Source organism: Rheinheimera sp. ATLC3 (assembly GCF_059429535.1).
Genome location: NZ_CM182103.1, coordinates 1,736,551 through 1,755,312, shown reverse-complemented (window position 1 = coordinate 1,755,312; position 18,762 = coordinate 1,736,551). Strand labels below are relative to the sequence as shown.

Genomic DNA, 18,762 nt, shown 5'->3' with positions numbered 1-18,762 from the left:
GTAATTAAAAACGGTATGCGGAGCTTGAACGTTCCGCGGATTTGCTTACTCGACGATACCTGCTATCACTTAAGCTTAGTCAAATGGAGATTAAGATTTCAAAATGTACCTAGGTTATTAATTAAGGAAGATTAGCATGAGCTCGCTAGATATCATTGAATTATGGATAAGGCAGTATGGCGTCGGAGCTATAATCTTTGTTGCCATTGTGTTTGGGGGATGGAGGAAGATAGAACAATACAAAATGAAATTGGCTCTTAAAGAGAATGAGCTCAGAGACATTAATCGCAAGCTGGAAAACGCTCTGCAGCAGGCAAGTGATGTTGAATGCTTTAAACAGTTAAGAAGCCATGAAAATTTGCCAAATCTTAGAGCTGAATTAACGGGTAAATTAGAGAATATCGCTCACGCCCTATCTGCTGAAGCCGCATCAGTTTATATACCCGTTTTTAATCAAAGAGATAGTGACTCAGAAATACCTCGGGGATATGCTTTCGCGGCAGTTTTCAATTCAGATGTGAAAGCCATGAAAAAAGTACATAATCTGAAAATGGTAGAGACTTGGGGAATTGTCGGTGATTGTTTTGAAAAGAAATGTCCAGTGTTTGACAATGAATTACAAAAGAATCTGCAGCACCTTACCTCTTATGATACGGATTCGGGATTTACAGCCATACATACTGCGCTGGCACCGATAAAATTCCAGAATGCTGTCATCGGCGTATTGCAAGTATTCAATAGAAGAAGTGATACCAATCATGGGCTGGCCGAGCAGGGCTTTAATGCCGAAGATAGGAAAAAATTAGCTGATTTTGCGGAAGACAAAAGTGCAGGTATAGCTACTTGTCTGAATTATTTTAAGAACGCACCGAACGCGGTTGCTTTTCTGGGTATAGATGAAGAGTTAAAGTTAGACAACGCGGTGATAATGTACATAGATCTAACGCGATCATCATCTATATATCAGGAGTTGTCGTTAGCAGAAGTCGCCAGACTCATCGTTAGATTTAACGATGAGCTTTATCGTAGAGTGCAACCATATGACGTTGTTTTAGAGAAATTCAATGGTGATGGTACCTTGCTGCGGTTTCATTATCGCAGCTTTAAACCCGGCGATATTAGCAGTAACCCCGTATATCAGGCGGTAAGAGTTGCTGTTGACATGGTTCGTAGTTTTAAAGTTTTTAAAACGAGAGATTGGAAACATTTGGATCATTCAATTGCAGATAATGTCAAAATACGTGTCTGTTTAGCGCTTGGCAAAGTCATTGTAACTAATGTCGGGCCTCGCCAGTTCCCTACTCCTACCGTATTGGGGCAAAGTGTCAATAGAGCTGCAAAAATGGCGACTTTTGCTACCAGAGCAAGAGACGTGGTAATGATAGACGACAATGTTCGTAAAGCTATGTTGCAAATAGATCGTAATTTTGGCGATGCTCTTCAAGAATATAATGGTTTTGATGAAGTCATTGGTAATGCTAGCCTTGCTAAGCATAGTTATTACGAATTAGATGTAGAAAAGACTCAACTGATGTTGAATTAGTGGTTTGAAAATCTAGCTGCGCTGTACCAACAGCGGCCGAAATCGATAGCGTCAGCATCCAACAGCGTTGGTGACAGTGATTTGGTGCTACTTCTCTGGCGTTTCCCGCACTGGCACTCTGACATTACACACTTCAATATAAGCTGCCGGGTGTTGGTACCAGTCGCCGGCGCGGTTGCGCTGTGCTTCTACAACACCTTTAAAGGTTGCAGTGTCGGTGCGCAGTACTTGCAGTGCGGTGCGCTGTGCTGGTGGCAGATCTGCAGCGAGGGTGATGTCTTTAATATAAGTGTATTGGTCGGCGGAGGTGTAAAACCCCATATCGCCCTGGCCTCTGGGCAGGGTTGATAATAACTCTATGCCCTTACGCACGGTGCCAACCAGCGTGATATTGCGATCCAGATGCCGTGGCGCATGGCCTGTCACCACATACATAGAGGTGCCGGAGCCGCTGTCAGCTTCGTTGTCGCGGCCGATGCCGACGGCGCCGTAGCAATGGGTTAACCAGCCGCTGTTGTTACTGGGGTCCATTGCCATGGCAAAGCCGTTAACATGGCCGGTTTTTGGCGCGTAGCCGTCGGGGTCGGTTAAAGCGGAGAAGGCAAAGTCAGCTGGCAGCTTAACGGTAAATTCTGCCGCTATGCTCCGCTTAGCCTGCTTTAACGGTTTCGGCACTGCGCCGTCGGGTTCATTCCATTGTACGACGTAGTTGTCCTGCACCCGTACTACAGGTATGTTGCGATAAAAGCCTTCGCGCACCAGCGCCTTTATATTGCTGATATGTTTAGGTGCAAAATCGCTGGCTAATTCGATAACAACCCGGCCGCTGGGCAGCTCCAGATATAAGGTGTTTTCGGCATCAAGCTCGCGCCAATCGCCAGCAGTGCTTTGTGCCAGCCAGTCAGATACCGTTACTTTTGGGGGGGCTGTATTGCTGGCGACTGCACTGCTAACGGCAGTAGCCAGTATCGCGGCGGTCAGTAAAGAAAAAAGCTGCTGTTTTTTCAGCATCGGCTGGTTCCTGTTAGTATTATTTTCAATAAACTAACAGACAACTTCCGCGGTCGCTACTGTGGCATGGTGGTAGTACGCGGCATAACGTAAAAGTGCGTAAAGTGCACAGCAGAGAACAGAGGTTAGGGATGAGCAAGGTTGTTATCAATGACGATAAATCGAAGCTTAATGTAGCGAAGATCCACGATTTTCTTACGCACCACAGTAGCTGGGCCAAAGGCATTAGCCTGGCTACCGTTACTACGTCGATTGAACACTCCATATGCTTTGGCGCGTACTTAAACGGCGAGCAGGTTGGCTTTTGCCGGGTCATTACCGATCAGGCCACCTTTGCCAATTTAGTTGATGTGATTGTCTGGCCAGAGCATCGCGGCAACGGCATTTCCAGCTTACTAATGGCGGCTGTGTTGCAGCACCCCAGTGTGCAACAGGTCAGGCGTTTTACGCTGGCCACGTCAAATGCGCATGGCTTGTATCAGAAGTTTGGCTTTACCGCGTTAAGCAAGCCCGATAACTTTATGGAGATTTATAAGCCTGACATCTATAGTCAGACAGGCTAAAGAGTCACACAGGTTAAAGGGAGAACTACCATGCACACTATGCTGCGAATTTGCTGTTTATTACTACTGTGTTTATCTGATGTTTATGCCGCTGACACTCTTACTTTGGCACCGGGGCAAGTATCACCAAAGGCCAGTATCGAACAGTTAAGCTGGCTGGCAGGGCATTGGCGTGGTGAAGCTTTAGGTGGCGCAGTGGAAGAGCATTGGGCGCCGCCGTCTGCCGGGAGTATGGCGGGCACGTTTAAACTCAGCAGCAATGGCAAAGTAAAGTTTTATGAAATTGAGATTATCCGTGAAGTGAACGACAGCCTGATGCTGCAATTAAAACATTTTCAGCATGATTTAAAAGGCTGGGAAGAGAAAGATCAAACCGTGGATTTTGCGCTGGTAAAGATAGAAGACAATGCCGCTTATTTTGATGGTTTTACCATTCGCAAAATCTCTGCTGATGAGGTGCATATGTTCGTGGTGTTTGAGCGTGAGCATGAATTAAAAGAAGCCAGCTTTAAATACACTAGAGTTAAAATTAAATAAGATTGCCGGTGCAGCAGCTTTGCCCCTAGAGCGCTAAACAATAGAGGCAAAATTGCAGCGCTCGTTATTGAGCGATCAGCGTGGTGCCTGATGTCCAAGGGCCGCCGGCGCTGACAATGGCATTTTGTAGCGTAGGTAATGCCGAATCATGCAGAGCTTGAATACGTGCAGCGGCTTTATCAAGCTCGCTCATGGCAAAACCAAACTGTTCTTTATGTTGTTTGGTCGGGCCATACGACGACCAGGAAGCCGACATCACATATTGCAGCCTACTAACGATAGATGCCGGTGCTATGCCCATCTTATCACGTGATTTTAAGCCATATAGCTGGCTTGATATGTCATGTACTTGCGCATTGATGGTGGCATATTGTTGCTCCAGTTGGCGAATGTCTCCCGGTGTGTGGTCAATAGCTTCACGTACCAGTTTTAGCGTATCAGACATGTTACTAAACACGGCTTCAACTGCTGACAGACGCCGGTCTGCAGCGATTAACTGTTGGGTAAAGGCAATACTGTCTGCAGAGGATGGCCCTTGAACCGCTGGTTGGTAAATTGCTTCCAGTGTTAACTGAACCGGTTCGGTCAGGGCAGTAACTTCGCTGCCGATGCGTTGATACAACGTGGCAGTATAGCTGCCCGGTGGCACCATAAAACCTTCTGACTGCCCGTCTTCCTCTTCATGCTCCCCTTCCTTGCTCAGGGTAACTAGCGCACTTTGTGGCGCAAAGGTCATATCCCAGGTGATGCGATGCAGACCCTTCTTGGTGTCACCCTCTACACGGTTAATAACCTGACCCTGACTGTCCGTTATTTCCAGGTAAACGGCAGGTTTGGCCGCGTTGTTTTCAGCTTCTATGCTTTCCCAGTCTGGATACTTCGGATATTTCTTCTGCTCCAGCTGCTTTTTTTCTGTTTCCTGACGTTTTTCTTTTTCTGTCAGCAGGCCGTCCTTCAGATAATAGGTTAAGGTGGCACCGTGTTTCGGGTTGTCTGCCACGAAGCTATCGTTACCGTCTGTTTCGCTGTGGTTTTCATCCAGTCGGAACCATTTCACCGGCCGGCTGGGCGCAAACAGCAAGGCTTTTTGCTCTAGCGTTTCTGCCGTTAACGAACGTAGCGGAGCATAGTCATCCAGGATATAGATACCACGGCCAAAGGTACCGGCAACTAAATCGTTTTCACGGCGCTGAATTTGTACGTCGCGGGTTGAAATTGTCGGTATGCCACCTTCCAGCTCAAGCCATTTTTGGCCACCATCAAGGGTAAAGAACACACCAAATTCAGTACCGATAAACAATAGATCTTTGTTGACATGATCCTGCACGATACGCCATACCAGATGCTTGTCAGGCAGGTTTTGTGACAATGACGTCCACTTACGCCCTAAGTCAGTTGATTTAATTAAATAGGGTTTAAAATCACCGTATTTATGGTTGTCCAGCGCCACGTAAACTGTATTAGGATCGAATAAATCAGCACGGATATCGTTAACGTAGGCTGTTGCTGGTATACCTTTAATATCGTCCAGTTCAATTTTCTTCCAGGATTTTCCGCCATCGGTGGTCAGCTGAATTAAGCCATCGTCGGTGCCCGCCCAGAGAATATTCTCGTTCACCGGGCTTTCGGCAAAATTGGCAATAGTGTGGTACTCAGACATGGCATATAAATCCCAACCGGCTTCAACCGACCAGGTGCGGCCCATTACTGGTAAGTGCATGCGGTTACCGTTTTTGGTCAGATCGCCAGACACCGGCACCCAGCTATCACCACGGTCGTCTGAACGCCATACCCGTTGAGAAGCAAAATATAGCCGTTTGGGGTCATGTGCAGACACGTTAATAGGAGCATCCCAGTTAAAGCGCTCGGCTGGCTCACCCGGGCGGGGTTGTGGCTGAATGTATACGTTCTCTTTGGTGTTTAAATCACGCCGGTTCAGGTTGCCCTGTTGCCACTGCGAGTACATGACATTCGGGTTGCCAGGCTCAATCGCAGGCTGGTGGCCGTCACCGCCCAGCGTTAAAAACCAATCTTTATTTTTTATGCCTTCACTGCGGTTTGTTTGCGACGGGCCACCCTGGGTAGAGTTATCCTGAGTGCCGCCGTAAACCATGTAAAATGGCTTTGAGTCGTCGACAGCGATTTTATAAAACTGCGTTAGTGGCAGATTAGCAATAAAACGCCAGCTGGCCATGCGGTCATGTGACATATAAATGCCACCGTCTGAACCCATCAGCACGAAATCGGGGTCGGTGGGATGAAAGGCCATGGCATGATCATCAACGTGTTTGCGTTCTACATTGATTGGTGTCCAGGTTTTGCCGCCATCATCCGACACCTTGCTGTAATTACTGGCGATGTAAACGCGGTCAAACTGATGTTGATCGGCAAAAATTTCCTGATAATAGTGCGGGCCTGTACCGCCGCCCACTTCATCTGACAATTTCTGCCAACTGGCACCTCGGTTTTCTGAGCGGTAAAATCCGCCGCCGCGATTGTCGGTTTCAATGGTGGCGTATAGTACGTCTGGCTTTACAGGTGAAATGGCCAGGCCAATTTTGCCCATATTGTCTTCAGGTAAACCGGTTTTCAATTTAACCCAGTTTTGGCCACCGTCGTCTGAAGTGTAAATACCGGCCGCTGGCCCTGTACCAACGTAACTTGCTACTGTGCGTTGGCGTGACCAGGTGGCGGCATAGAGTTTGTCCGGATTCCGCGGGTCAATCAGCAGCGACGTGACACCTGTCCATTCGTCTTCAGGTTTGAGAACTTGGGTCCACTTTTTACCGCCATCAAGGGTTTTATATAGGCCGCGTTCGCCGCCTTTTGACCAGAGCGGGCCTTGTACTGATACCCAGACAATATCGGCATTGTCTGGATGAATAATAATATCCGAAATGCGCTCTGAATTTTTCAGCCCCATGTTTTGCCAGGTCTTACCGCCATCCAGCGATTTATACACGCCATCACCAAAGCTCAGGTGACGCCCGCCATTGTTCTCTCCGGTGCCTACCCAAATGATATTCGGGTTGCCTGGAGCTATGGTGACGTCGCCAGTTGAGTACACTGCTTCCTGATCAAAAATGGGCGTCCAGGTAGTACCGGAATTGGTCGTTTTCCAGACACCGCCAGAACCAACGGCTGTGTACCAGGTAGACGGGTTGGTTTGGTCTACGGCAATATCTGCAATTCGGCCAGACATATAGGCCGGGCCAATATTACGAAATTCCATTGCTTTAAAGATGGCATTGCTAAATGCAGCGTCGTCTTGCTCTGTGGCAGCCAGACTGAAGCCGCTGGACACACACAAGGTGGTGACCAAGGTGGCTTTAGTGAAAATATTCATCGTGACCCCGGATTGTTGTTATAAGTAAGGTGATGTTGTAGCACAAAAATGTGTAGAGTGTGCAGCGGGCTTGTTCAATGCTTTTTCGTCCGATAGGCTGAATTATACGTCCAACACCCTAGGGCTCGGGTGCCGCGTCTTGCTACCATCGGTGCAGTTATAGATATTTTTTCTGGTTGATTGTTTTATGCCAAACAAGCTGTGGTACTTGTTATTGCTGTCTGGTTGCCTGCACGCAGAGCCGCCTGATACGGTTGACGATAACATCCTCAGAATTGAGGTAATTGGCCGTGCAATTGAAGCCCGTGGCGCAGCGGCTGAGGTGCTGGCGCTGGCTAACAGTATCGACGACAGCCACTTTAGCAGTGATAGCCTTGCCAATTTGCTAAAAGATACGCCGATGGTCAATTTAAACGGCCAGGGCGGTTTGTTCCAAAGCATCAATATCCGCGGATTCGCACGATGGCGGGTGCAAACGTTGGTAGAGGGCATCCCCATCTACACCGAACGTCGCGCAGGCAGCGCTGCCGAATTTGTGCCGCCTGCGATGGTCGGCAAAGCATGGGTTTTTCCTGCTGTGGCAGCAACACAGCTAGGTGGAGATGCGATTGGTGGTGCAGTAGATGTGGCGCTTAAGGTTCCGCCGGCAGCCAGCCTTAGCCTGCGTTATGGTGCGAACAACGACTACCGCGAGCTGCAGCTAAGTGGCGTGCAAGCCAACAGTAACCTGAGCTGGATAGTCAATCATCAACACGCCAATAACAGTGAAGATGGCAGTAACGCACCAATTCAGGACAGGTTTGAACAGCATAGCCTGATGGTACGCCGGCAAGCCGGACATGGCATCTTGCCTGATGCATTGCTGCTGTACTCGGTGGCGAATAATATCGCCAAAGCCAGTGCAGATGATCCGGAAAAACGTTTTACCTTGTATCCGCAAAATGAGCATGCCCTGGCGAAACTGACATTTGGCTGGCACAACGCAACTTTTTACGCGCACCGCTCGGCACTAACAAGTCACATTACCCGATCAGGTCAGCGCTTTAACGCACTTGATAGCCGGGCACTGAATACCGGAATGCACTTGAGTAACAGCCTAAGCTTGTCGCACTCAGGCGACTGGTTGCTGAACTGGCGCACCGGCATTGATGCCCGGCTGGGTGTGCAGGTTGATGAACGTGAAGCCGCGGTCGAAAACGCCGCCCCTTTATATGACAGGCGCATGCTGGATGCCAAGCAATGGCAGCTGTATGCCGGTGCTCAGAGCCGTAAAACCCTTGCCTCTGGCCTGTGGGTGGCCGGCGCACGCTGGTCATCCACCACGCAAAGCAACAACTTAACGGCAACCTGGCAGCAAGACAGTAACTTCAGTGCTTTTACCGGCTACCGCCATATTTTGTCGCCTGCCTGGTCGCTATCAGGCTACCTGAGTAAGGGGTATCGCGTGCCTGGCCTTACCGAGCGTTTTTACCGCGGAGAAACACCGCGCGGGCAGGTGTTTGGCAATAGTGACCTGCGCACTGAACGTGCGAATAATGTCGATTTATCCTTGCAGTACCAGCAGGGCGCATCTGCCATTTCGCTGGCGCTGTTTCAGCATCATATTAAAGATTACATCGAGTTGATAACGTTGTCTTCAAGCCGGCAGCAATATCAGAATCTGTCACAGGCAGAAATTGGCGGGATAAATTATCAGCTGCGCCACGCCTTTTCTGTTTTTGGCTTGAACACCGAGCTTAAGGTGGGCGGGCAGTGGCTTCGTGGTGAGGATAACGCTGGCCAGCGGCTGATTGATATAGTGCCAGCGCAGCACAGAGTGTCGCTGTCATGGTATGGCAACAGCGCAGACGGCTTTGTCGCGCTGACACATCGCAGCGCTTCAAACAAACTGGTCGCGGGCGAGCTTGCTACGTCCAGTGTCAGGGTGCTTGATATCGGCTATAACTATGCGTTGTCGGACGTCTGGCAGCTGTCAGTTAATGTTGTTAATCTGACCGATGCCCATTATGTTACGTCCAGGGATGATCTGGCGCCCTTTGCCCGTGGGCGCGAATGGGTGTTTAGTACCCGCTATCAATTTTAACGGCCAGCGATTAATGAAGAGTGATAACTATGCATCCAACATTACGTCAGGTTAGCCGCAAGCTGCATTTATGGCTCGCCGTAGCCATTCTGATTCCGTCTGTTATCGTGTTTGGCAGTGGCATTTTATTGCAAGTTAAAAAACAATTTGACTGGGTGCAGCCACCGACCATGAAGGGGGCCGCCAATTCGCCAACCATAACGTTTGCCCAGGTACTAGACGTGGTCAGCGCTATTCCGCAGATGCAGGTAAGCGGCTGGCAACATATCGACCGAATCGACGTGCGTCCTGATAAAGGCATAATGAAAGTCGTGGCGGCAAACCGCTGGGAAGCGCAGCTTGATGCGCAGACCGCAGCGGTGCTGCACCTGGCTTACAGACGCTCAGATACCATCGAATCTATCCATGATGGCAGCTGGTTTGCAGAGTTCGCCAAGCTGTGGCTGTTCTTACCCTCAGGCATCATAGTATTTGTTATGTGGTGCACTGGTGTTGTGTTGCTTGTTACTACGCTGAAAAGTAAGTTTATCAAGCATAAAGTGCGTAGTACGCAATCAGATTCAGGCAAAGCAGCGCGCTAAAAAGCGCTAAAAGACGCTTTACGGTCGGTTTTGCACTAACACAGTAAGGCTAAACTGATTTGCCACTTATGTAGGATGTACTAGCATGATTACCAGACGTAAATTTACCTTAGGCGCTGTGGCGCTGGCCTTTGCCGGCCTTAACGTCAGTTTGCTCGGTAAAGCTTTTGCCGCCTTACCGGGTAACAGTATTGCCGGCTATGGCGAGTTATTGCCCGATCCGAATAAGCTGCTCGACCTGCCACAAGGCTTTAGCTACAACATTATTTCCTCTTTTGGCGAGCCGATGACAGACGGTTTTGCCGTACCGGATAAAGCCGATGGTATGGGCTGTTTGCCACTGGATAACCATCGCGTGGCGTTAATCCGTAACCATGAGTTGCAGCCAAAAGATTTGGCAAAGCAGTCTGCGTTGCAGCAACAACACAAAACCGCGTTGGCGTATGACCAGTTTAACAACGGCGTAGCGCTGCCCGGTGGCACCACCACACTGATTTATAATCTGAGCACAGGTAAAAAAGAGCGGGAGTTTATCAGTTTAACTGGCACTATCCGCAACTGTGCTGGCGGCATTACCCCCTGGGGCAGCTGGTTAACCTGTGAAGAGTCGGTTGACCGCGCAGGCGGCGAACTAAGTAAAGATCACGGTTATATTTTTGAAGTACCGGCCAATGCTACCGGCCTGGTAAAAGCCGAGCCTTTAGTGCAGATGGGCCGTTTTAACCATGAAGCGGCGGCAGTTGACCCGAAAAGCGGCATTGTTTATTTAACCGAAGACAGAGGTGACGGCCTGTTTTACCGCTTTGTGCCAAACGAATATGGCAAGCTGGCCAAAGGCGGAAAGCTGCAGGCGCTGGTGGTCAAAGGTAAACCTCAGTACGACAGCCGCAACTGGCTAAATGACGCTATGCCGGTATCGGCCTGGCTGGAAACGGAATGGGTTGATTTGGATAACCCACAAAGCCCGAACGATGATTTACGCCAGCAAGGCGTTGCCAAAGGCGCGGCGGTATTTGCCCGTGGTGAAGGCGTGCATTGGGGTACAGCAGAGTTGTATTTCTGCTGCACCAATGGCGGTAAAGCCAAGCTCGGTCAAATTATGCGCTACCAGCCATCATCCGCTGAGGGCACAGCCGCTGAAGCGGCAAACCCGGGCCGTTTACAGCTGTTTTTCGAAAGCCAGCATGAGTCTATGTATAACTTTGGCGACAACCTGACTGTTACACCTTTTGGCCATTTGTTGGTATGCGAAGATCAGTATACTGAGGTGGTAGATAATCATTTACGTGGTGTAACACCAGCGGGGGAGGTGTATAACTTTGCCCGCTTACATCAGCAAACGGAACTGGCCGGGGCATGTTTTTCACCCGATGGCAGTACTTTATTTGTAAATGTTTACTCACCGACAAAAACACTGGCTATAACAGGGCCATGGACACGGCTGACATAAATTGTCAGTCGCAGCATAAGCTGATCAGCGTTTTCCTTTCATTGTTTCTACCACTCGTCACTAATTTTAGCTGACTTAGGCTGTGGTTTAGTATGTTCCGATATGTTGCTGTTGTAGCTGAATTGTTATTTTGAGGGCATCAATAAAAAGTCGCTAAGGAAAAGCTATGAAACCTTTATATCTTTCAACACCGCTTCTGCTTGCTACGTTGCTGTTGGGTAACGTGAGTTTTGCACAACATGACATATCTAAACTTCAGGGGCCTTACCTTGGTCAAAAACCGCCAGGCTTAATACCTGAACCATTTGCACCCGGAATCGTTGCCACAGAACAGTATCTGGAAACTGAAGTGTTGTTTTTGCCGGATATGACGGAATTGTCGTTCACACGCTCTGGTGGACAGTATAAAGAACCCAAATGGGTTGTTATGCAATACAAAGATAATGGCTGGCGCGAAAAACCTGTGCCGGCAACAGACATAAAAGCAGAAAAAGAGCGCTTCAGCCCAGGTGTGGGAGAGATGAAAAAGTTTGATGTTTTTAAAGACATTCCTGTTGTTGGCTATTCGGTATCAGCGGCAGGAACATACTATTTTTACGTGTTAGATTTTAAAGATGGCAGTGGGCATTTGAGTTACTCACGTCTGATCGATGGTAAATATGAAATACCGGTAAAAATCAATGCGGCGATTAACAGCGGAAAATATATCGCCCATCCTTTTATTGCGCCGGATGAGTCCTATCTAATGTGGGATGCGGAAAAAGACGGTGAAAGCACTCCGGATATTTATATCAGTTTTCGCGAGAAAGACGGCACCTGGGGCGAAGCGATTAATATGGGCGACAAAATCAATACACCATTGTATGAACAACGGCCAAAAGTGACACCGGATGGCAAATATCTGTTTTTCTGGCAGGGCGATGTCAAAGTCAGAGAAGACGGCGGTCGATACGTGGTAGGCAGCCCTTATTGGGTGGATGCGAAAATTATTGAAGAGCTCAGACCTGCACGCGAATGACCGTACATTGAATCTTTAGCTGGCTTGGACTGCGCTTCGCCACTGATGATAGTTTTGACCCAGGCAGAGCGTTTGTCTGACAAACTAATCCCAGACAATCTCATCTGCGGCTATAGATGACACTATCTTCACCTGATTGGCAGCAACAGACAGTGACATATCGCTGATTAAATCCTTAAATCCGGTGTGTGCTGCCAGCTTCTCGACACCAATCCAGGCATTTCGCTGCGATTTTTTCGCCGCATACAAACAAATATCGGCTACATCAATCACCTGGTTCCAGCTGAGTATCGGGTTTTCGCCCTGGGTATCCGGGAAACAGGCAAAGCCGATTGAACAGGTCATTTTAATGCTGCTACCGTCGGCAATATCAAAGTTATGTTGCTCTACAGTACGACGCAAGCGCTCGGCGTAGGCTGCCGCATTGGCGCGGTTCATATGGCGCATCACCACCAGAAACTCTTCGCCGCCCCAGCGAATGGTATAGTCGCTGCTGCGAAACACCTGCTTCATCAGGTTGCTGAACTGAATAAGGATCAGGTCGCCGGCAGTATGGCCGTAAGTGTCATTAACCTGTTTAAAGTTATCCAGATCCAGCAGCAGAAAGACAAAGTCCTGTTCGCTGGCATCGGCTGCAGGGTTGGCTAAATCTTCTGGTAGTTTTTGCATTAAAAACCGCCGGTTATGCAGTTTGGTCAGCTGGTCGGTTAAGCTTTGCGTTTCCATGACCGTATAAGCCCGTTCCAGCTCGATATGCTTGGCCGCTAACTCGCGGGTGCGATCTTTGACTAACTTACTTAGTTTTTTATTTAGCCGGGTTTGCTGGCGCCGGCGGTAAATCATAAACAGCACGCATAACAACAGCGTAACGAGTGCAGCAAACACATAACGCTGAAACTCTGCTTGAGCCGACAGCTGGTCGCGCAGCGCCAATTCTTTTTCATGTTGAATGGCCTGTAGTTTTTGTTCATTGGCGAGCGCTTCAATTTTGCGATCTTTTTGCAGCGATTCATTTCTGGCACGTAAGGCGGCCATTTTCTTGTCGCTTTCGTTGTTAAATACTTCGTCGTTCAACTCGCTATAGCGCTTGTGTGCCGCCAGCGCTTCGGCATACCGGCCGTCTTGCTGATAAATATCCGCCAACTGTTTGTACAGTTTGCTGAGGTTAGATTTATTCTCAAGTTCAGTTGCAATGGCAATTGCCTGTTCGATATACAACAGGGCGTTAGTTATATCGCCTTGCGCCAGATAGACCTTGGCCAGTCTTCGTCGCGGTTCTACCGCTGTGGTTTTATCACCGCTACTGTCGGCAAGGGCTAACGCCTGATTTGATAACTCAATTACTCTGGCAAAATCGGCTTTAAACAAGTAATACTCGGCGGAGCTGTTCAGGCCCTGCGCAATTAAGTTTTTGTCGTTAAGTTGCCGCGCTATCGCCATACCACGCGATAAATTAGCCTGAGCGGGTTCGTAGTCACCAAGGTCTTGCTGTATAGCCGCAATATTGATCAGTGCCAGTGCTTCGCTCTGTATATCTTTTAGTTCAACGGCCAGATCGAGTGATTCAATATAAATATCCAGCGCCTGGCGGATTTTACCCAGCCGGTTGTAGGTGACGCCTATGTTGTTCAGTAATGCCTGCTGTGCACCTTTGTTGCTTAGTGATTTCTGGATTTCCAATGCCGTCAGCATCACATCCAGCGATTCTTCAAATCGTGATTGATTAGCGTAAACAATGCCAAGAATATTCAGTACTTTGCCGGCCAGCAGTTGGTTGTTGGCTTGTTCGACTTTCGGCTGAATGTTTTTGAGCAGTTCAATGGCGTCTGCGTGCTTGCCCATAAAATAATAAATAATGGCAATTTCATACGCTATTTGTACTGCCGCATCCGGCAGCTGTTGCTGCTGAGCCTGGGTGGCTGCGCGGTTAAAGTAGCCCAAAGCTGCGTCATAATCTGACTGGATCCTGGCGATAACGCCCTGGATCTTCAGTGCCTGAATATGCAAGTCATGCTCTGTCAGTTGCTGCGCACCAGCAGCCAGCTTTTCGGCGTTAGCTTTGGCGTCATCTAACAAGCCCTGCCCAACCTGTAAGGTTGCCAGTTGCTGCAGCGCCTCAAGGTAAGCTGTGCCTGTGGCCCCGGTGGCTTCAAGTAAGCTAATCAGCGCGTTGGCATGTTGTAATGCGTAGGGCGGGTCTGGCTTAAGGTTTTCTTTAACCAGCTGTTGCAGGATGTTGATTTGCCGCTGTGGCGTCGCACCGTCCAACTCTGTTTCAAGGCTTTGCCGCGTATCTGCCGTGTTGCTGTAGGCCGCTAATGACCAACATAAAATAAGCAAAGTGATAAGGCGCATAAACTACTCCATTATTACGGCGCGACCAAACACGGCTGTCGGCAAACCAACTATGCTATTCGTTTGTGCAGCAATTTAGAAGCACAAAACATCACACTGCAGTATTCATGTTCGCTTAGGATTAAGTAGGCGAAGGGTATACTGCCAAGGGTGTCAGTGCTCAGTGGCTATAGCCAAAGCGCCTTTTACCGTCTGTGCCGTCAGCCACTCTGTAACAGAGCGTGGCTGCTGTAGCGACAAGCGCTGTAGACAGGCCAGTTGCGCAGGGGACTTGCTGCTTACCAGGCCATGCCACAGTAACGCCGCCATTGCCGGGTATGAACCTGCTTTGGCTTTGAGAATACTAAGCGCGCCCAGCAATTGCTGTTCGACGTCAGTGAAGTCGGTACCAAACGGAAATTGTACCAGGGTACCGTCAGCGACAACGGGTGCCAGCCAGTTTCGCAGATTTTGCGGCGTATTGTTGCGATGCGGCGCCGGTACGCTGGCCGCTTTGGGCAGCTTACCTGCTGCTTTGGCCTTTGCCAGTAAATCGGCCTGAAACCGGCTGTCGGCAATAGAAATCATTGCCATGATACACTCCGCATCAGAGCGACCGCGTAAATCGGCAATACCGTATTCGGTGACGATAATGTCGCGGTAATGCCGTGGAATGGTTTCATGCGGATGCTGCCACACAATGTTGGACACCACTTTGCCTTTACTTTCCCGTGTTGCTTGCAATGTAATTAGCGCCCGCGCCCCTTGCAGCGCAAATGCCTGCTCAATAAAGTTAAACTGGCCGCCGACACCACTGACAATCTGGCCTTGGTCGGTAATATCTGAAATAACACCACCCAGCACAGTGGCTTTCATTGCCGCATTAACAAAGCGTGCGTTTTGGCAGTTCGTCACCGTACAGCTGATTGGTAAAGGACACCGGCATCATTTGGATTTGCCTGCGTTCGTGCTCGGGCATGTCGCGTAGCTCACGATAGAAATCGTGACAGTCTACAAAGAAACCGGCATGAACCAGTGCACCCTCTACTTCGCGCCGGATCACGCCCGCTTTTATCAATCGTAAAAAGCCCTGCACCAGAATTTCGGTTACGCCATACAGTCCGCGGGTGAAACTGCTGTGTTGCGCGGCGGCATGGCTGGGGAAGGGGGCTTTTGCCATAACGGCCCTGAGGGTGTCTGGTTGTTGGTGTCGCAGGATCAGCGACGAAGCAACGGCATCACCCAGTGAACCTATACCAATTTGCAGCGTGCCGCCATCCGGCACCAGGCCCGCGACATGCAGGCCTATAGCGTGATCGGCCAGCTCAACCGGGCGCTTGGGCACAGAAAACAGCTCAAACTGGCTGGCAGGATCGTCCAGCACACAGTCGAGTTCATCATGGTTAAGCTGCGCCGCGCCGGGCATAAAAGGCAGCTGCGGGTTAATTTCACCGGCGAGAATAAAGCGCTGCTCGCCGCGGGCACGTGCCCGCAGCAGGTCGACAGTGATGTCGGTATTACCGGACAAACTGAACCTGTCTTTGTCACGCGCCAGCAACTGCAGAATGACGTTGGGCTTTAGTGCCAGCAATGTATCTAAGGCATGGGTGTAGTTAACCGGTATATAGCCTTGTTGGGCGCTTTGGTTACCCAGCCAGCTGCCGGCCTGAAAAAAGAATTCCTGCACCCGGATATTGTCAGGCAAAGTGCCCCCGGCAAGGCGGGTAGCGTAATCCAGCGCGGTATAAGCACCGAACAGGCGTGTTATGGCCGGGCCGAGAAAACGGGCCTGCAAGTCGCTTGCCGGGCGAGGGTGCTGTAAGGTTAGCGCGGTAAACAGATGCAGTTTGATAGACGGGTCGGCAATAGCCAGGTCGGTTAACGCATTAACAATAGTGTTTGCCTTGCCCAGCCCAAGCGGCAGTGCCAGCCGGATGTCTCCGCCGGTCTTGTCGACAATGCGCTGGGCAATAGCGTTAGCGTTGGACAGAATAAGCAGCTCAGCCGGCATATAAAGGCATTCTCCAGTTAAAACAGTACAGATAAACCATAGCTGATGTAGTAACAAAACAAGCTTAACTCAGCCTGAGTACAACAAGGTGATGGCTGTAAAACGCACAGAGGCGGCTTTTCATTCTATATTTAGTGCCAGTTCAGTAAGATGCCGCATAATGGCTGGCGAAGATAGTGGCGATTTACAGCGCAGCTTATAACAGGCATCGGTGAAGCGAGGATTAATGGCTCAGGGTACACGCGGTTTTATCGGCTGGATCTGGTTTGTATGTTGGCGCGGTATGCTGGCATTACTGCTGCTTGTACTGTTGCTGTTATTGCTGCTGCGGTTCGTTGCGCCGCCTACATCAGCCTTTATGCTGCAAAGCCCGTATCCGGTCAGTCAGCGTTGGGTGGATATCAACACGCTGCCATCGCATGTACCGCTGGCGTTGGTCGCCTCTGAAGATCAGCGCTTTCCGCAGCATTTTGGCGTTGATATGGCAGAAATTAAAAAAGCGTTGGAGCAGTTTGACGACGGCGACGGCTTGCGCGGTGCCAGTACTATCAGCCAGCAAACGGCGAAAAACCTGTTGCTGTGGCCCGGCCGCAGTATGTTGCGCAAGGGGCTGGAAGCCACTCTGGCGCTGGGGCTGGAGTTAGTTTGGGGCAAAAAACGTATTCTGGAAGTGTATTTAAATATCGCCGAATTTGGCAAAGGCATCTATGGCGTCGAAGCGGCCAGTCAGTATTATTATGGTAAAGCTGCCAGCGCACTAAGCCGCAACGAAGCAGCGCGGCTGGCGGTATTGTTGCCCAGCCCGCGTAAACGCGACCCACGACGGTTAACACCTTACCTGCAACAACGTGTGAGCTGGGTTGAGCAGCAAATGCGCCAGCTGGGCAGCGGTTATCTTAAACCTGTGCTGCAGTAAGCAAAATAAGGGGCGACATGGCTTTAATCACTTTAATTTACGTAAGCTCAGCAGCAAGGTCATTTAGCAGGGTAGATATCAAAGATATTTTGAACCGTAGCCGTGCTGCCAACGCAGCAAATGATATTACCGGGCTACTGCTGTTTAAAGACGGACACTTTATGCAGGTGTTGGAAGGCGATGCTGACAGTGTCGACGCACTGGAGCAAAAAATCGCCAAAGATCCGAGGCATTACGGCGTTATTAGGCTGCTAAGAACACCCATTGAGCACCGCAGTTTTGGTGACTGGAAAATGGGGTTTAAAGATATGGCAGATCTTACTGCAGCCGAAAAGCTTGGCTACAGCGATTACCTGGATCGTCCGCTAAATGATACTGCTTACCTTACCAATCCAGCTAAAGCCCTAATGCTGTTACAAACGTTTAAACAGATTATTCGTTAGCGGCCGCATTTCAAATCACGCACAGCTCCATTCTGTTTGGCTGATCGGTGTTTGCTCACTATACTTTTTTTTAAATAAAACGAAAAAAGATATGATAAAAGCGTTAATTTCATTGTTGCTGTTCCTGAGCTTTGCGCTGACGGCGGCAACTAAACCCGATCTTTTGCTGGCAGAGGTATACCGCGACAACATCGATGTGCGTCAATACTGGGTAAGTGAAAAACTGGATGGTGTGCGTGCATTCTGGGATGGCAAGCAGCTTATCTCGCGTGGCGGTAATATTATTGCTGCTCCGGTTTGGTTTGTCGCGACATTGCCAGCGCAAAAACTCGATGGCGAGCTGTGGCTTGGCCGAAACAAGTTTGCTGAAACATTGAGCATTGTCAGTAAAGCCGCGCCGGTTGACAGCGAGTGGCAGCAGGTAGCTTATTACATATTCGAGCTGCCTGAGGCACAGGGCAGTTTTAGCGAGCGTATAACGCTGATGCAGCAGTTGGTGCAGCAGCAAAACAGCCCCTATTTAAAGCTGGTGCCGCAGTTTAGGCTTGAAAGTCATACAAAGCTGCAAGCAAAACTGCATGAGCTGGAACAAGGCGGTGCCGAAGGCTTGATGTTGCATCATCAGGATGCCGCTTATACTACCGGCAGAAGCAATGCTTTGCTGAAACTGAAAACCTATCAGGATACCGAGGCCGAAGTCATTGGCTACCGCCCCGGCAAAGGCAAGTACCAGGGCATGGTGGGCGCTTTGTTGGTAAAAATGCCGGATGGCAAAACCTTCGCCATCGGCAGCGGCTTAACCGACGCCTTGCGCCAGACACCACCGGAAATTGGCTGCATCATTACCTATCGCTATAACGGCCTGACCAAACACGGCTTACCGCGTTTTGCCCGGTTTTTACGGGTCCACCAGACGTTTTAACGGC

Annotated in this window: 15 protein-coding genes; 10 read left to right on the top strand and 5 right to left on the bottom strand. The window is 49.6% G+C overall.

What is annotated here, in order from left to right; genetic code table 11:
• Window positions 1-136 precede the first annotated feature (136 nt).
• Entirely contained in the window at window positions 137-1,543 is a 1,407-nt protein-coding gene (locus tag AC5SV9_RS08160; RefSeq protein WP_475147956.1) for an adenylate/guanylate cyclase domain-containing protein, read from the top strand.
• A gap of 87 nt (window positions 1,544-1,630) precedes the next feature.
• On the opposite strand, the gene AC5SV9_RS08155 is transcribed toward AC5SV9_RS08160, so the two are convergent.
• Complete coding sequence (locus tag AC5SV9_RS08155) at window positions 1,631-2,554, bottom strand: peptidylprolyl isomerase (RefSeq protein ID WP_475147953.1); 924 nt, start codon at window positions 2,552-2,554, stop codon at window positions 1,631-1,633.
• A gap of 131 nt (window positions 2,555-2,685) precedes the next feature.
• Here AC5SV9_RS08155 and AC5SV9_RS08150 point away from each other — a divergent pair, with 131 nt between their 5' ends.
• Together AC5SV9_RS08150 and AC5SV9_RS08145 are read left to right on the top strand one after the other, a co-directional pair.
• Complete coding sequence (locus AC5SV9_RS08150) at window positions 2,686-3,117, top strand: GNAT family N-acetyltransferase (protein ID WP_475147950.1); 432 nt, start codon at window positions 2,686-2,688, stop codon at window positions 3,115-3,117.
• Window positions 3,118-3,147: 30 nt separating this feature from the next.
• Window positions 3,148-3,654, top strand: coding sequence for a DUF6265 family protein (locus AC5SV9_RS08145; RefSeq protein ID WP_475147947.1), 507 nt, complete (start codon window positions 3,148-3,150; stop codon window positions 3,652-3,654).
• 64 nt (window positions 3,655-3,718) lie between these two features.
• On the opposite strand, the gene AC5SV9_RS08140 is transcribed toward AC5SV9_RS08145, so the two are convergent.
• Window positions 3,719-7,000 (bottom strand): VPS10 domain-containing protein, encoded by a 3,282-nt coding sequence (locus AC5SV9_RS08140; RefSeq protein WP_475147944.1) that lies wholly within the window; start codon window positions 6,998-7,000, stop codon window positions 3,719-3,721.
• A gap of 187 nt (window positions 7,001-7,187) precedes the next feature.
• Here AC5SV9_RS08140 and AC5SV9_RS08135 point away from each other — a divergent pair, with 187 nt between their 5' ends.
• The 4 genes from AC5SV9_RS08135 to AC5SV9_RS08120 all read left to right on the top strand — a co-directional run bounded on the left by AC5SV9_RS08135 (window position 7,188) and on the right by AC5SV9_RS08120 (window position 12,132).
• Window positions 7,188-9,083, top strand: a complete 1,896-nt coding sequence (locus AC5SV9_RS08135; RefSeq protein WP_475147941.1) for a TonB-dependent receptor plug domain-containing protein — start codon at window positions 7,188-7,190, stop codon at window positions 9,081-9,083.
• A gap of 29 nt (window positions 9,084-9,112) precedes the next feature.
• A complete protein-coding gene (locus tag AC5SV9_RS08130; RefSeq protein ID WP_475147939.1) occupies window positions 9,113-9,664 on the top strand; it encodes a PepSY domain-containing protein in 552 nt (183 codons plus the stop codon).
• A gap of 85 nt (window positions 9,665-9,749) precedes the next feature.
• The gene (locus AC5SV9_RS08125) at window positions 9,750-11,114 is read left to right on the top strand and encodes an alkaline phosphatase PhoX (RefSeq protein WP_475147936.1); all 1,365 of its coding nucleotides are present in this window, start codon (window positions 9,750-9,752) and stop codon (window positions 11,112-11,114) included.
• Window positions 11,115-11,280: 166 nt separating this feature from the next.
• Entirely contained in the window at window positions 11,281-12,132 is an 852-nt protein-coding gene (locus AC5SV9_RS08120) for a TolB-like translocation protein (protein WP_475147934.1), read from the top strand.
• An 84-nt stretch (window positions 12,133-12,216) separates the two neighbouring features.
• Here AC5SV9_RS08120 and AC5SV9_RS08115 read toward each other — a convergent pair whose 3' ends face one another.
• The 3 genes from AC5SV9_RS08115 to AC5SV9_RS08105 all read right to left on the bottom strand — a co-directional run bounded on the left by AC5SV9_RS08115 (window position 12,217) and on the right by AC5SV9_RS08105 (window position 16,477).
• The gene (locus AC5SV9_RS08115; protein ID WP_475147931.1) at window positions 12,217-14,487 is read right to left on the bottom strand and encodes a diguanylate cyclase; all 2,271 of its coding nucleotides are present in this window, start codon (window positions 14,485-14,487) and stop codon (window positions 12,217-12,219) included.
• Between the two features lie 153 nt (window positions 14,488-14,640).
• Window positions 14,641-15,381, bottom strand: a complete 741-nt coding sequence (locus tag AC5SV9_RS08110; protein WP_475147929.1) for an acetyl-CoA hydrolase/transferase C-terminal domain-containing protein — start codon at window positions 15,379-15,381, stop codon at window positions 14,641-14,643.
• The gene (locus tag AC5SV9_RS08105; protein ID WP_475147928.1) at window positions 15,350-16,477 is read right to left on the bottom strand and encodes a hypothetical protein; all 1,128 of its coding nucleotides are present in this window, start codon (window positions 16,475-16,477) and stop codon (window positions 15,350-15,352) included. Before AC5SV9_RS08105 ends, AC5SV9_RS08110 begins: the two co-directional genes overlap by 32 nt.
• Before the next feature lie 226 nt (window positions 16,478-16,703).
• Between AC5SV9_RS08105 and mtgA the strand changes: the two genes are divergently transcribed.
• From mtgA to AC5SV9_RS08090, 3 genes are all read left to right on the top strand, one after another.
• The gene (gene mtgA, locus AC5SV9_RS08100; RefSeq protein ID WP_475147925.1) at window positions 16,704-17,393 is read left to right on the top strand and encodes a monofunctional biosynthetic peptidoglycan transglycosylase; all 690 of its coding nucleotides are present in this window, start codon (window positions 16,704-16,706) and stop codon (window positions 17,391-17,393) included.
• 17 nt (window positions 17,394-17,410) lie between these two features.
• Entirely contained in the window at window positions 17,411-17,836 is a 426-nt protein-coding gene (locus tag AC5SV9_RS08095; RefSeq protein WP_475147923.1) for a BLUF domain-containing protein, read from the top strand.
• Between the two features lie 91 nt (window positions 17,837-17,927).
• Window positions 17,928-18,758, top strand: a complete 831-nt coding sequence (locus AC5SV9_RS08090) for a DNA ligase (protein ID WP_475147922.1) — start codon at window positions 17,928-17,930, stop codon at window positions 18,756-18,758.
• Window positions 18,759-18,762 lie beyond the last annotated feature (4 nt).

Coding starts and splice junctions, on each gene's coding strand:
- AC5SV9_RS08150 (WP_475147950.1), top strand. CDS start 2,686: ATGAGCAAGGTTGTTATCAATGACGATAAATCGAAGCTTAATGTAGCG.
- AC5SV9_RS08090 (WP_475147922.1), top strand. CDS start 17,928: ATGATAAAAGCGTTAATTTCATTGTTGCTGTTCCTGAGCTTTGCGCTG.
- AC5SV9_RS08125 (WP_475147936.1), top strand. CDS start 9,750: ATGATTACCAGACGTAAATTTACCTTAGGCGCTGTGGCGCTGGCCTTT.
- AC5SV9_RS08105 (WP_475147928.1), bottom strand. CDS start 16,477: ATGCCGGCTGAGCTGCTTATTCTGTCCAACGCTAACGCTATTGCCCAG.
- AC5SV9_RS08115 (WP_475147931.1), bottom strand. CDS start 14,487: ATGCGCCTTATCACTTTGCTTATTTTATGTTGGTCATTAGCGGCCTAC.
- AC5SV9_RS08120 (WP_475147934.1), top strand. CDS start 11,281: ATGAAACCTTTATATCTTTCAACACCGCTTCTGCTTGCTACGTTGCTG.
- AC5SV9_RS08135 (WP_475147941.1), top strand. CDS start 7,188: ATGCCAAACAAGCTGTGGTACTTGTTATTGCTGTCTGGTTGCCTGCAC.
- AC5SV9_RS08160 (WP_475147956.1), top strand. CDS start 137: ATGAGCTCGCTAGATATCATTGAATTATGGATAAGGCAGTATGGCGTC.
- AC5SV9_RS08145 (WP_475147947.1), top strand. CDS start 3,148: ATGCACACTATGCTGCGAATTTGCTGTTTATTACTACTGTGTTTATCT.
- mtgA (WP_475147925.1), top strand. CDS start 16,704: ATGGCTCAGGGTACACGCGGTTTTATCGGCTGGATCTGGTTTGTATGT.
- AC5SV9_RS08140 (WP_475147944.1), bottom strand. CDS start 7,000: ATGAATATTTTCACTAAAGCCACCTTGGTCACCACCTTGTGTGTGTCC.
- AC5SV9_RS08130 (WP_475147939.1), top strand. CDS start 9,113: ATGCATCCAACATTACGTCAGGTTAGCCGCAAGCTGCATTTATGGCTC.
- AC5SV9_RS08155 (WP_475147953.1), bottom strand. CDS start 2,554: ATGCTGAAAAAACAGCAGCTTTTTTCTTTACTGACCGCCGCGATACTG.
- AC5SV9_RS08095 (WP_475147923.1), top strand. CDS start 17,411: ATGGCTTTAATCACTTTAATTTACGTAAGCTCAGCAGCAAGGTCATTT.